This is a genomic window from Desulfocicer niacini (genome assembly GCF_054657595.1).
Genome location: NZ_BAAHYK010000001.1, coordinates 203006 through 217924, shown reverse-complemented (window position 1 = coordinate 217924; position 14919 = coordinate 203006). Strand labels below are relative to the sequence as shown.

General features: G+C 43.1%; 9 protein-coding genes. 4 read left to right on the top strand and 5 right to left on the bottom strand.

The window, feature by feature from the left end:
• Window positions 1-272 precede the first annotated feature (272 nt).
• From ACYQ2M_RS00975 to ACYQ2M_RS00955, 5 genes are all read right to left on the bottom strand, one after another.
• A complete protein-coding gene (locus ACYQ2M_RS00975; protein ID WP_459914430.1) occupies window positions 273-3185 on the bottom strand; it encodes an Hsp70 family protein in 2913 nt (970 codons plus the stop codon).
• Window positions 3186-3187: 2 nt separating this feature from the next.
• The gene (locus ACYQ2M_RS00970) at window positions 3188-4993 is read right to left on the bottom strand and encodes an Hsp70 family protein (protein WP_459914429.1); all 1806 of its coding nucleotides are present in this window, start codon (window positions 4991-4993) and stop codon (window positions 3188-3190) included.
• 77 nt (window positions 4994-5070) lie between these two features.
• Window positions 5071-5553 carry a DUF2760 domain-containing protein gene (locus ACYQ2M_RS00965; protein ID WP_459914428.1) on the bottom strand — a complete coding sequence of 161 codons (483 nt, stop codon included), beginning with the start codon at window positions 5551-5553 and terminating at the stop codon, window positions 5071-5073.
• A gap of 1013 nt (window positions 5554-6566) precedes the next feature.
• Window positions 6567-6851, bottom strand: a complete 285-nt coding sequence (locus tag ACYQ2M_RS00960) for a ComEA family DNA-binding protein (RefSeq protein ID WP_459914427.1) — start codon at window positions 6849-6851, stop codon at window positions 6567-6569.
• A 360-nt stretch (window positions 6852-7211) separates the two neighbouring features.
• On the bottom strand, window positions 7212-8207 hold the full coding sequence (locus ACYQ2M_RS00955) for an NAD-dependent epimerase (protein ID WP_459914426.1): 996 nt from the start codon (window positions 8205-8207) through the stop codon (window positions 7212-7214).
• A gap of 677 nt (window positions 8208-8884) precedes the next feature.
• On the opposite strand from ACYQ2M_RS00955, the gene ACYQ2M_RS00950 reads away from it, so the two are divergent.
• Genes ACYQ2M_RS00950 through ACYQ2M_RS00935 form a run of 4 tightly spaced genes read left to right on the top strand, consistent with a single transcriptional unit; the run spans window position 8885 to window position 14739 of the window.
• Window positions 8885-9808 carry an ABC transporter substrate-binding protein gene (locus ACYQ2M_RS00950; RefSeq protein WP_459914425.1) on the top strand — a complete coding sequence of 308 codons (924 nt, stop codon included), beginning with the start codon at window positions 8885-8887 and terminating at the stop codon, window positions 9806-9808.
• Window positions 9808-11259 carry a sensor histidine kinase gene (locus tag ACYQ2M_RS00945; RefSeq protein ID WP_459914424.1) on the top strand — a complete coding sequence of 484 codons (1452 nt, stop codon included), beginning with the start codon at window positions 9808-9810 and terminating at the stop codon, window positions 11257-11259. The genes ACYQ2M_RS00950 and ACYQ2M_RS00945 overlap by 1 nt, the downstream gene beginning before the upstream one ends.
• Window positions 11237-12616: a sigma-54-dependent transcriptional regulator gene (locus ACYQ2M_RS00940; RefSeq protein WP_459914423.1), complete on the top strand. Its 1380-nt coding sequence runs from the start codon at window positions 11237-11239 to the stop codon at window positions 12614-12616. Before ACYQ2M_RS00945 ends, ACYQ2M_RS00940 begins: the two co-directional genes overlap by 23 nt.
• Window positions 12613-14739 carry a TonB-dependent receptor plug domain-containing protein gene (locus ACYQ2M_RS00935; RefSeq protein WP_459914422.1) on the top strand — a complete coding sequence of 709 codons (2127 nt, stop codon included), beginning with the start codon at window positions 12613-12615 and terminating at the stop codon, window positions 14737-14739. Before ACYQ2M_RS00940 ends, ACYQ2M_RS00935 begins: the two co-directional genes overlap by 4 nt.
• Window positions 14740-14919 lie beyond the last annotated feature (180 nt).

The window sequence follows — 14919 nt, the reverse complement described above, 5'->3', positions numbered from 1 at the left end:
AATTATCTTTCAAACTTCTTTAAGAAAAAACCAACTCAAAGTTGAGTTCCCGTCTCAAGAAGACTCAATGAACTTACATGAACTTTTAACTCTTGTCAAACTTTTTTTTAATACAAATCTATTTTTTTCAAAAACACAGTGCTGACACCTTATCCATATTTACACAGGCAACCTCGCAAAAGACCATTATATCAAATAAGATACGAGAGATAAGGTTAGCTGATTTTTCATGCCTTGAATTAGGCCAAACCCCAAATGTCAAACCGTCATACTTAAAGCTTAAGCTTTAAGACCAACCCCTGGGGGAGACGTTCCCCGTAAATAAGGTTCTGTTCCCGGGATTCAATGGACATCTGTTTTTCCACCATGGCAATGGCCTCTTTTCCTGCCCCGGCTTTCTCCAGCCATTCAATAACAACCTCGGCCGTCTCAGGGGAGACATCCCGGGTGCGATCATCAGTCTTTCTAACCATCTGGGTCACCGCTGACACCACCGGAGACATCTGGGGCCAGGACAATTTCATTATTTTTTGCACCCATGCGGTGATCTCCCGGGGGGATATCACCCGATCCACTGATCCGTAAAGCAACTCCCTTCCCCCCAGACGAGATAGGGCCCATAAATACTGCCGGGGGGTTTTGGTGGGCTTTACGCCATTTAACAATTTCCTGCCAAGGACGGTTTTATCCTTCACCAGAAGTCGTTCCATGTTGGCCACCGCCATCCATATTTCCGTCAACTCCTGGGGAGATATTTTTTTCTTTGCGCTGCTTGTCGAAATCAGGATAGAAGAAATATCCTGGAAAAATTGACGTTGTTGACCCGCCGTGAGCCCCCCGGCAATTCTTCGGCAGAATATCCACCATTCTATATTATTTTGCAAAGATCGGGAAAAAGTCACCCCACCCAAATAAATTTTCCACAATTTTCTGAGCCGTTCCTCATCAAAGGCATCTCCAAATCCAGGACGAATGGCAAATCCCACCAAATTAAGCCATCGAACCTCATGGCCCGGACTTGACTTTCTGAAATGGGCTTTTTCAATGAGCATGTCAGCCACACGGCGTAAAAAAGACAACGGCCAGTTGGCTTTTTTCTGATCCACACAGTCCTCAATCTCCCGGGTAATCCCCTCTACCCGGTCAGAACCATTTTGTTCAGAAAAAGCCTCATCCAGAAGGAGCAAGGCCCGGGAGACCAAGGCCTCATCAAACACTTCGCTCTCGGTGGTGTCTTCGTTGCCCGGGGCATCCCGCAGCTGAAACTGAAGCTTCCATCTGTGGGAACTGACCGTGGATCGACACCACATGGAAAGGGTGCCAAGCTCTGTGTATTCAGGTTCAATCATCACCGGGATGCCTCTTTTTTCTCCCTGTTTCCCAAATCGAATCACCGTCTGAAGGGGGGTCATGGGGGTAAGGGTATCATCCACCGTTATAATGTCCCCGCTCTTATCACCGGACCGAAAACTTGAGCTGAACATGGAAAAGCCCACCGGTTGATTGGTCAGCACCTCAAAGGGCATTTCCGGCAACGCAATTTTTGAGCCTTCATCCAGGCCCCGTTCCACCACGCACAGGGCTTTTATGGATTTTACGTCCTCGTCCACCCTGGCATTTAAAGTTGATGATAGTGTATCGTCCGAATCACCGACGACGTCGTGGGACTCGCTTGGTGATGGGCCGGATAATCCTATAGCCTCACCACGGAAATCATGGGCAGCATTGGCATTGTCGCCATCTGCGGTTTCAATACCTATATAATAACTTCTGGGACTACCGCTTCCCACCCGCACCCCGGTGCCCTGCTTTACCAAACCATAATAAGAGGCGCCGAAAGCCACGGACAGATCAGGTTCAGCATTTTCCAGCACCCCGGGCAAAGAGGTGTCGACCATACCAAACCAGGACCGGATCGCGGAACGAATACTTTCCTGGAGCAGTGACGGCTTCAGAGATCCACCATTGAACAAAATAAAATCTGGAATGGGATCTTTACCCAGGGCCGCTTGGACATCCTGCCGATGTTTTTCAAGAAACCATCCGATGTGCCGAGTAATGGCGGGCTCCTGCTCATAGGGAAGACCGAATTCCGCCATGGCTTTCCCTTTTTTCTTCCGTTTATCCGTCTCCGGAGTCACATCAGGGAAAAAACCCTTACACAAAATATTTTCCACGGCTTCCCTGGTAAGATCTGCGGCCAGGGTACCTGCAATAAGGGATCTACCCTCCCCTTTCAGGGTGATTCTGACGCTATCTTCTCCCTTTTCCAGGATACGTTCCTTGGCGTTGCGGCATTTATGACACAGGGTTTTCCATTTATCCTCGGAAAGCCCCATATTTTTCTGAAATTTTGATTCAACGTACCGGGCCAGGGCAAGGTCAATATTGTCTCCCCCAAGAATCAGATGGTCCCCCACGGCAAGTCGTTCAAATCTGGGACTTCCATCGGAGGCTTTCAAGGTAATAAGGGTAAAATCCGTGGTCCCCCCCCCCACGTCACACACCAATATAAGATCATTCGGCTTGACCAGATTCTGCCAATTCTGTTCATGGCGAATAAGCCAGGCGTAAAAAGCGGCAAGGGGCTCTTCAAGCAAGGTCACATCATTGCCAAGGCCCGCAGAACGGGCCGCCTCCAGGGTGAATTCCCGGGCTTCTTCGTCAAAGGATGCTGGCACAGTGATCACGGTAAACTGATTTTCAAGGAAAAGATCTTCATCCCGGACAAAATGGTTCCAGGCTTTTTTGATGTGGCGCAGAAACTCCGCCGTGGTTTCCACCGGAGAAATTTTATCCACTCCCTGGGCTCCCCAGGGCAGAATCTTTGCCTGGCGATCGGCCCTGGCATGGCACAGCCAGCTTTTAGCGGATGACACCAGTCGGGAGGGCACCGATGAACCATGCTCCCTTGCAAACACACCTGCGAACTGATCTTTTTCCCGTTTCCAGGGATGTTTCAGGGATTTTCGAGAAATATCATACTCACCGGGTATATATAAAAAGGAGGGCAACACCGGCACGGGGGTGAACTCCCCAGCACCGGTGAGCTGGGGAATCTTGAATATTTTAATGGGTCGGGCGGTGTCTTTGGGAGAAAGGCTGGCCAGATCCACGTAGGACACGGCGGAGTTTGTGGTACCTAGATCAATACCCACGACATATCTTTTATCCTGAAAATCCAATTTTACTCCTCTTTGGGACGCACATTGAGCTCAAGACGCCATTTTCTATCATCATCCCGTGAACAGGCCCAGAACTCAAGGGTACCGATCTCGGTGAGTTTGACTTCAAAGGTAACGGGAATCAGTGTCTCATCCTCTCCCTCCAGTCGGGTCTCAATGGTGGACATGGCTTTTATATCCACATCTTCCCAGTTGTCCACCACCGTTCCCACGGCATCTTCCTTCCGGGTGGCCGAGGCCATGATGTCAAAGGTAACCGTGTCCCCCACAACCAGGTTGAATAAGCGATCCCGGGATTCGGCCTGGGTGCCTTCTTCCATCCCAAAAGGAGCGATACATAAAGCCCGGGTGGGCATGGGAATGCCGGGTACGGCAGGCATGGAGGCTTCAATGGCCATATAGTAAGATTGGCCCAGGCCTGCCCGGATGCGGATTCCATCCCCCCGGGAAGCCTGGCCATAATAAGCAGCCCCCCGAGCAACGGAAAGGTCATAATCAATGGCGTCCACTTCTCGGATTTCCCCTTGGTTTACCGCTTTTTTCCAGGTGGATAACACATCCAGGACCCGACGACGCATGCGGGTGGATTTCATGACCCCCCCGTTGAACACCACCACCGTGGGCAATTTTATTTCCCCGGATTCATCCTTATAAGAAGAGATGAATCGGGCCAGATGCCGGGTGATGCCGGGATCCGCTTCATAGGAGAGACCGAACTCCTTCATTCCCACGGCCGTGGAAGCCATGGGTTGATCTGTCAGGGCACACCGGGGGAAAAATCCGTCCAGTACCACCTGTTCCACATCCGCCAAGTTCAAGGTTGCTTTAAGGGTTCCTTTTATTAGGCCGGCCCCCCTACCCAGAATGGTGACCGGATGGCTGTCTGCACCCTGGTCAGAAAAAAGATGTTCTTTGGCCCGGCGACAGGAATGAACCAGCCCCCGCATCTGCCAGGCATCAAGCTTCTTTTTCTTTTCCTTTAATTGATGGGCCAGATAATAGGACAGGGCCAGGTCAATGTTATCCCCGCCCACCAGCAGATGATCACCCACGGCCACCCGCTCCAATGCAAGTCCTCCTTCATCATCTTCTTTTACTTCAATGAGACTGAAGTCACTGGTACCACCACCGATGTCACACACCAGCACCAAATCATCTTTTTGAACACTGTCTCTCCAGGACTCCCCAGACTGGTCCAGCCAGGAATAAAATGCGGCCTGGGGTTCTTCAATGAGAATAATATCATTGAACCCTGCCTGTTTTGCCGCCTTCACCGTGAGCTCCCGGGCAACGGCATCAAAGGATGCGGGTACGGTGAGATAAATCAGCTGAAGTTCCAGTGCCTTTTCAGGATCATCTGTGGCAATCTCATGGTTCCAGGCAGAGCGGATGTGGGACAAAATTCTACCGGCGGCATCCACCGGCGACATTTTTTTAACGGGGCCGGTGCTCTCCCATGGAAGAATGGCACCCTCCCTGTCCACGGCAGCGTTGCAAAGCCAGGATTTGGCAGAGGAGACCAGTTTTCCGGGCACCTCTGCGCCCCTGTCCCTTGCGAATTCACCCACAGCTGCGGCTTCATCCGGGCACCATGGCAGAGCAAAGGCCGGGGATTCCACCTCATGGGCTTCTTTTAGGTAAAGAAAGGAGGGCAGAGCCTCCCGAGCGTCCAGCACACCGGCCTCGGTGAGCTGGGGAATCTGGAATACATTAATTTTGGTATCTTCATTTTTTTCAACATCTGTCCATGCCACCACGGTGTTGGTGGTACCAAGGTCAATACCGACTATATAGCGGGCTTTTTCCACAGGTTACTCCCTATATTTCAGACTTGATTCCATATTCCCCCCTTAATTGAGGCGCAGTAGAGCCTGTCAAGTCTCTTTTATTCTATTTCAACCTCTGCAGGTACAATAATCCCGGAATCCAGCACATCGGCCAGACGAGGAACTTCCTTTTTTCCGGCTTTCCACCCCCGGTGTCTCAATATACCTTTAAACGGCGGATCTCCGGCCACATTACCGGTGAGCTTTACGGAATTGGGATCAAAACCGGCTTCAATATCAATGAGTTCTCCCTCTTCCTGATCAATGACAGGAACAGGAGCAATGTATTTGTCCACGGCGACCCGGCAGTCTTCATGGATACTTCTCACAGCTGCACCGATCTGCTCATCTTCGTAAAGACTTAAATCCTCTCCAAAAAAATCCAGCAAACGTCCTTCACGCTGAAGCACCGACAAAAAATGCAGAAACATACGCCGCTTTCTCTCCTGCTCCATGCGCTGATCTGCGGCATCTTTTTTGGGTTTTACAAAATCCTGCTCAGAGGACAATACCGATGCTTTACCATTAAAAAGGTTCGACACACTCAGCCTCAACACCAACCACATAAGCATGGTAAAAAATATAAAAAAGACAGCTGTAACCGGCAACACCCAGGGTAAATAAATGCTCTCAATCAATTTAAGAAAATCAATTATTTGATACAGTGATCCCAATGGAATCTTAATATCAAGTAAAGCCAATTGTAATGTTGCATCAGATCCCGACGACAAAACAACAATCAGACGTTGCAAAGCCCAATAAATGCTTAGATTTAACAGGAACATTAATAAAGACATGAACAAAAAAACAATTATAAATATTCTACGTAAAAAGGGTTTTGAGTTTTCCAAAATATTATAATTCTCCTGTGGATTTACCTATTTTTTCTACATATATCTAAGATAAAATTTACTGTTTTGGAGCAGGACCATCATGCCTGAGGATATCTCTTTTTAAAAAAAACAAGCTTGGTCATAAAAGCCTGAAACCGCTTCTCCATAATTTATAATGGCTGGCAGATGTTATGACCAAGCCCCAAGAACCATTGAACAACATGGCATAAAATAATAACACAAAATTTGGGTTTATCAAGAGCGAAAGGAGTGATTTCGACGCAGGTATACCATTTCAGCATTTTAAAGTACAGCTGAAGGCATCTCCCCCGGGAAAAGGGCATAAAAAGACATGATAAAGATAAGGATATGAAAGAAGGGGTAAAAAATATTTATATCAACACAATCAATAATAAGGCAGAGAATCAGAAAGACGCTATTTAAAATTTTAAGCATTGCCTTGGGCATTTTTAGCTGACATATATTTATATTACACATCATGGACAGATTATTTGAATATCCAAACAACAAAACCTAAGGGAGTCGGCTGTTCTTAATTTACCGTTTTCCCAGGGTGGCGCTCATTAGGATGCAGGAAACCGGGCTTGACAAATGGTAAATCAATAAAATCTGAGTCCCTAAGAAATCTATATACAAATATCGTCATGCAAAATGACCCGCTGAATTAAGCACACGGCCAACGCCCAAACATAACTCAATGGCTACTCGTCCTCAACGATAATCAGATCTTTATTGTCTTGGAATGTTTTCTCGCCAATTCCCTTTACCTCAATAATTTCCTCCGGGGTTTTAAATCCCTGGTGGGCTTCACGATAGGCAATAATGGCTTGGGCTGTTTTGGGACCAACATTTTTCAAAACCGTAAGCCCCTCTTCTGTTGCCGTATTAATGTTAACTTTGTCCGAAGCAACAACAGTAGTAACACTCACCATTGTCAGCAACATTACCATAAGCAGCACAAACATCTTCTTTCTTGTGTGTATCATGCTTAGCTCCTCATATCTATCAGTCTTAACTCAACTTTCAGAACCATCATTTAAGTACATTCATAAATTTTGGTATGCTACTAAATGAATCACAGCAGTTGAGCGGATTAATCGATAAGACTTCTGAATAATCAAACCACTTTAAGACAGGCAATCACGACAATCAATTCAGATTTACAAACCAAGGATTAAACAAAAGCCACAAAAAAAATATATGCGTCTTTCTGATTCCCAATGACATCGTCAAATTACATTAATTCAAAAAAACCCCACGCTACCCATTTAACCACGAAAAAAGAAGAAGTCAAGCTTTTTATACACTTAATCCAGATTTACCCCCAAAGAAGACATAACAAATGATCAAGAGTTCAAGTAATAGGAAGCATACCATTTAACAAAAGACTCAAGACCTTTTTCAATAGAAGTTCGCGGAACAAATCCAATCTTCGCCCTCAATTCTGTAATATCTGCATAGGTAGCAGGCACATCACCAGGTTGCATGGGGAGCATATTTTTATGAGCTGTTTTACCTATAAGGTTCTCGAGAATTTCAATAAACTTTTTCAACTCAACAGGGTGATTATTTCCGATATTAAAGATATTGAAAGGAGCATGAGTTCCTATTTCATAGACATTTTCATTCAGAACCGGGGGCAGATTGATAACCTTGATTATCCCTTCCACAATGTCATCAATATAGGTAAAATCACGTTTCATATTGCCATGGTTGTAGACATCAATGGGCTCCCCCGCTGTAATTGCTTTTACAAACTTAAAATAGGCCATATCAGGCCGCCCCCAAGGCCCATAAACCGTAAAAAAACGTAATCCTGTCACGGGCAATTTATATAAATGACTGTATGCATGTGCCATGAGTTCATTAGATTTTTTTGTCGCTGCATAAAGGGAAACAGGATGATCCACATTATCTTTAACTGAAAAAGGCATTTTTCTATTTGCCCCGTACACGGAACTGCTTGATGCATACACCAAGTGCCCAACCCTGGCTTTTTTGCACCCTTCAAGGACATTTGCGAAACCAACGAGATTAGAATCCACATATGCTTCTGGATTTTGAAGACTATAGCGAACACCAGCTTGGGCTGCAAGATTTACCACCACATCAAAATTATTTTCTTCAAACAAAACCCGAATATCATCACGGTTTGCGATATCAATGGGTTTAAATTTAAAGTTTTTTTCATGTTCAATTTGTTTCAAACGATCCAATTTTAATGAAGGATCATAATAATCGTTCAAATTATCGATCCCATATACTGATTGCCCAGAAGCCAATAGGGTTTGAGCCAAATGAAATCCGATAAAACCAGCCACACCTGTTATCAATAGCAACATATTCATTTCCTTAATTAAAGAATCTTCAGATCAAATTACCCATTACATACTCTGAAATTTCTCAAAATGCAAACAATCCCCCGCCAAACAAAGCAGTATGTTTAAGCATCCAAAAAATATTTTTTATACCTCACCACACGTATCCGTCAGGCCATGGAATGGTTTTTTTATCTCAATTCCTATCAACAGCTATCCAAAATAGCAAAGGACTGTTGTCAAACCCAAATTACAACGCTTCAGGATTCATGGAAAAAGCCTATACTTTCAGCTTTGTAAAAAGCATTTACTGGAAAAGATACAGCAGGTTCGCTTGACATAAAATAGACAAGCCTTTATATAACACAGATTGATAATTCAGTTTTTAACCACTATTAACCAAATAGATGGGGGGGCAAACTAATCAGGCTCAAATTATTTATAGGCTGAAGATTTCATAAAACCCCATGTATTGAAATAATCCTCTGGGGAAAAAGGCACAACGATTCCAATTTCTGCTTAAATTGCGCGACACTTCTTTCTGTCAAACACATACGAAGAGATCTAAACAAACTGTTTCTAAAAAATATGGACTTGATGCCAGACTGCCATGTAAGACATTCAACCTGGGCCTATTTAGAAAGGGTTACAGCAAGGCAATACCGTTAACACAAGATCAATTTTAATTATGGACACACACCTTGGACTCATTAATAAAAGGGACATCATATCGTTCTACAAAATTCAAAAAGATACCCTTTTTCTTAGTGCTGTTTCTGGTCCTTGCCTCCCACGGAATTGCCTACTGCGGTGAAAAAGCCATTGCTGTGATTATCTCAAAAAAAATAAAGCCCTATATGCAGGTCCTTAAAGGCGTTGAACAAGGAATGAACCATGCAATGGACATATATTTCCTAAACCAGGACATGGCGAATCAAAAAAAAATCAAACAAAGATTAATAAATAAGCCCTATGATCTTTTCCTGTCAATCGGCCCAGAAGCCACCACCTTTATTTATGCCATAAAATCTCTGGACAATAAGGTTAAAATATTTTCAGCAATCCTTGACGTTCATAAAATTATTGGCAAAAAAAATAATATTTGCGGAATTTCACTTCAAATCCCAGTTCATATTCAATTAAGAGAAATCAGCACAGCTTTACCCAAAACAAAGAAAATAGGACTCCTTTTTAATCAAAAAAACAATCAGCCATTTTTTATAGATGCTCTTGCTTCAAGTAAAGAGCAAGGCCTAAATCTCATCCCACTTTCGGTTAATTCAAAAAAAGAGATCCCAGACATCTTGAAAAAAAATCTAAACGGAATTGATTGTGTATGGATGATTCCAGATCAAACGGTTATCTCAGAAAAGATCGTGCAATATGTAATAAAGCAATCGCTCTATCTTAAAAAAGGTGTTATTGGTTATAATTCTTTTTTTTTAAAGTCAGGTGCTGTTTTTGCTTTTTTATTTGATTATATTCAAATTGGAATTCAAACTGCAGACACAATAAATAATTATTTTATTCAAGGCCAATGTGGCAACGTAGCCCCCATATTCGAAAGGAGAATCAACCTCAAAGTGGCTCACACCCTTGACATACAATTTATCAGCGAAGACTAATGGCAATATTCTTTCCCAGAAATACAGGCATTCATGCAAGACTCCTTGCTACGGCAATTCTGGTCATCACCTCTTCAACCATTACCCTGGGATACTCCGGTCTTAGCATGGTCAAACGTCTGGTCTCGGACCGCTTTGACCAGCAAATTGATTATATGACTGAACAACTGGCAATCAATGCAGAACTTGGAATCCTGATTGAGGAAAATGCACTTTTGGATGGTCTCGCAAAAAGCGTACTAAATGAAAAAGATGTGGTTGGGGTAGAAATCACGGACCACAATGGACGGCTCATCGCTCAACAATACAGAGATTTTAACAGCCCCCTTTTAATCAAGGAAAAAGAAGTTAGCCTAAGCCATTCGGATACGGACGGAGTTGATCTAGAAATAATGGCAGGTAGCTCAAACGGAAAACCGATTGGCTTTGTAAGAATAAAATACACAAGACAAGGAATAAAAGACCTATCGAAAACCATGGCACAACAATTTGTCTTTCTTTCATTGGGACTTGCTGCAATCTCCTGCATTATTTTTTTTTTGATATCCCGTTCTCTGGTTCGCCCTGTCATTTCTCTGGCAGATGTAGCAAACCTTATATCTAAAGGTAATAACACTGTTCGGGCGCACCTTGGAACCATCCCGGAAACACGAAGACTTGCCATAGCATTCAATGAAATGCTTGATTCCATCGATAAGAACAGAAAAGCCTTAATTGGAGCACAGTCACGTCTCAGCAGACAAGAAGCCTTGGCAGAAGTTGGAAAATTTTCCATGATGATTGCCCATGAGGTTAAAAATCCTCTGGCTATTATGAAATCCTCTCTTTATATGTTAAAAAAAGATCTGGACATTCCAGATGACAACTTGCTTTTGAATTATGCGGAAGAGGAGTTAACACGACTAAATACACTAATCGAAAGTTTTTTAATGTTCGCCCGACCGACAAAACCCAAGCTCGTTTCCACGGATATTAATCAAGTCGTTGAACAGGTAATATTAGGTTTTAAACTTCAATACGATCCAGGCACACTTATGATAAACAGCTCGATACCTGAAGAAAAATGTATTACCCTTGCAGATGCGGACCTCTTGGCTAGAGCTTTCAGCAATATTATAAGAAACGCTTGTGATGCCAGCAAAAATATAGGTAAAATTGATATCAATATAAGGGTCAATCAAAATTTATGGACATTGTCCGTTCGGGACTACGGCAAAGGCATTGATCCCAAAAGCATGGATAAATTATTTGAACCTTTTTACACCACAAAGACAAGTGGAACAGGCCTTGGGCTTGCGTTTGCCGACCAGGTTGCAAAAGCTCATGGAGGAATTATTACGGGAGAAAACCACGGTATCTCAGGAGCTGTCTTTTGCGTAAAAATTCCCCTGGAAACCCTGGAACAGACAAACAAGGATAATCTGACCAATGGCACATATTCTAATAGTTGATGATGAAGACAAGATAAGACATCTTCTATCAATGATGCTTGAGCAAAAAGGATATACCACAGAAGGGGCTGCAAATGGACAAGAAGCCTTTGAAAAATTAAAATCAAACAAATTTGATATGATTTTTTCAGACATCCGTATGCCAGAAGTGGATGGAAAAGCGCTTATCCGCATGATGAGGAATGCCAACATGCTGACACCGGTTGTTTTTATTACGGCCTTTGCAACCATTGACTCTGCCGTGGAAATGATGCGACAGGGTGCTGTTGACTATATTACCAAACCGTTTGATGAAGAAAAAATTTTTATTACTGTGGAAAGGGCTTTAAAACTTTCTTCCCTTATCGAAGAAAATCAAGCCATGAGACAACAGCTGCAGCGGGCAGATGGAAAACACACACTCGTTTTTAAATCAAAACAGATGAGAGAGATTGTCTCTCTTGCCACAAACGTTGCAGATTCAGACACTGCCGTACTGATCACCGGAGAATCTGGAACCGGTAAAGAACTCATAGCAAGATATATTCACACAAAAAGCAAAAGAAACGGAAAAAGATTTGTTCCTGTCAACTGTGCAGCCATTTCTCCAAATCTTGTGGAATCAGAGCTATTCGGTTATGAAAAAGGAGCGTTCACCGGCGCTGGAAAAACCAAGCTTGGAAAATTTGAATATGCCGACCAAGGAACTCTCTTTTTAGATGAAATAGGCGATTTGCCTTTGGAGTCACAGGCAAAAATGCTAAGAGCGCTTCAGGAAAAAAAATTCCAAAGGGTGGGAGGCAACGAAGAAATCCCCGTAAATGTCAGAGTAATTTGTGCAACCAACAGAAAACTTGAACAAATGGTGAACACCAACAAATTTCGACAGGATCTTTTTTTCAGAATCAATGTTTTTCCGATTGACATTAGACCCTTAAGAAACAGGAGGGATGACATCCTTCCCCTTGCAGGACATTTTTTAAAAATTTTCACAGACAATGAAAAATATGAGCTGACAAAGGGAGCCTGCCAAAAACTTGTGGAATACCCATGGCCGGGAAATGTTCGAGAGCTTGCAAATGCCATAGAACGATGCACTATACTAACAAAAGACAGCGAAAAAATAACCTCCGAAACCCTTTCATTCCTGAAGGTTCAAGAAGCTGGAGAATCAAACAATTCCATTGTAAAACTACCTCCCAATGGAATTCAGCTCCAGTCGGTTCAAGTCAGCCTGGTCAAACAGGCCCTGGAGGCATCTGGAAATAACCAGACATCCGCTGCGAAACTTCTGGGGCTCAGCAGAGCAAAGTTCAGGGTATTGTTAAAAAATATTGAAGAAGATGACACACTTGAAAAAGAAGGTTGCAGCCCGTGAGGAAAGCCATCATCAGAATAAAAATGCTTTTATTTAAAAAAAGCATGGGCCTCTTTTCATCAACAGATCAAGGCTTTTTTTGGGCTCGCTGCCTGTTCTGTCTTTTAGTGATGGAGATGCTATCTGGTGCACCGTCTCTCATGGCAGCCGACACCATGCTATTGTTTGTTGGGGAAAATCTGGAAGTACTTTCTTTGGCATCAAGGAGGGAAGAAGCCGCATGGAACGCCCCTGCAATTGCTGATGTTATCACCAAAGAAACCATTGAAAGCACAGGGAATGACACCATTTCCGGGCTGCTTGCAAAACAGGCTGGTTTTTACATCAATGAAAGGGAGCGTGGAAGTGTCCCCTATCTTCGAGGAATTCCAGATTCTGCTCTCTTCCTATACGATACGGTCCCCATGGGATCAGCAACCAGCAAATCCGTCCACAATATCGACAATGAGACATCGGTGGCATCTATTAAAAGGATTGAGATTGTGCGAGGTGCTGGCTCTGTTTTATGGGGTCCGGATGCGTTTGCAGGAGTTGTCAATGTCGTCCCCCTCACAGGCAAAGATTTTCAGGGAATTCAGACAGGTATCAGGGCGTCATCCCTGGAGAACAACACCTCTGCCTTTCTTAACTATGGAATCGATAATGGACAATGCAACTCTTTCCTTTCCCTTTCAGCAAAAAACGTCAAAGAAGATGACCGCCCATTTAATGTGACCAGATTCTGGAATGATGGAAAAACAGCCATTGAACCCGATGAACGATTCGGAGAAAATCTTCCGGGCAATTCAAAATACTATGAACTTTACTCAAATATCTCATTTGATAATTGGCTGACACTTTCTGCAAGACTATCAGACAATAATAAAATTTATACGGTGTCTGACTGGTCTGGCGATTCTATCTGGAAAGAAGAGCGCTCCAATCCAACACAGACATTTAAAATTGAAGCCTCAAAATCGACCAGTATTGATTCAGGCATTCGGTTTGCCGGATACTATACCAACAGTGATGTAAATGTTGACATCATTGATAAAAACTTCAATCAGTCCGAACAATCCCTTTATGCTGAATTAATATACGACATCTCTCTTTTTAAAGAAGACGGCTTGTTAACCACCGGAGTATCCTGGAGAAAAACATCATTTAATAGCATCCTTGTATGGAAAAGTTTTATGCCAGGTTATCTTGATGAGGCCAATATTGATTTACTGCCACTCTTTGAAATCGAAAATTATGGAAACAGACTTACCTCTGTTTTTGGACAATACCGCCACCGTTTTTCAAATTTAGAAATATGGGCAGGCGTACGAAATGATGATCATGCTCAACTGGAAGACAAAATAAGCTACAACGCCGGGCTAGCTTGGGACTTCAGCCCCAATCTCATTTTTAAAACCATTTATGGTACAGCATATAGGACCCCATCTGCAGGACAGGTAGCCGAAGGGTCCAATACCCACCTTGAACGAATAGAGAGTGCCAACGCCCAACTTGCATGGAAGTCAGGAAAAGAAAACAAAATATCATTAACTCTTTTCAAAAATAAAATCAGTAATCATGTTATTGAAGATCGCTACGCAGGTGCCGGCCTTTCCTCACCAAATAACCAATCCATTTTTGGGGCGGAACTTGAGTGGAAATTTAAATTATTCAAGGATGTTTTTGCTTCAGGCAACATAACCACTTTAAACAACAATGGGCCAGATGAGACGTATTATTATGGAAGATATAAAGGCGAAATATTTAATATAGAAGATGAATTTGATAAGCCATCAACCTACCAATATGATTATGATACCGGTGCCGACACAGTGTTCAATGTATCATTAAACTGGAAAATCACAAAAGATATCACCTTGACACCAGGATTACGTTATATTTCTGAGACAAAACTCTATTACCTGTATGAAGAAGATCCCAGCATGCCAACAGAAGTGATTGAAGTAACTTCACCAGATGTCTGGTTGATGAATACACACCTGAAAATAAATAATATATTTCCTTTTTCCCTGGATTTATTTGTAGAAAACCTCTGGGACGAAACCTATAAATGTCCTGGTATGTATACCGTGAATTCCGGCAGATCATTTAATGCAGGTTTACTTATAAAAATGGACTGGTGAGCCTAAAAAAAGGGTTTAAACAGAACAATGGTCACCATAACAATTGAGAATTTAGTAGCCCAAAAAAGTCAGGTGTCACTCTTGCATTAACAGAGACTGCGCATAATCCAAATTTCAAAAGAGTATCACCAACTCAAGCTCCCTCCCAAGACGTTGTAACCAAAGCCCCCCAAAAAAATA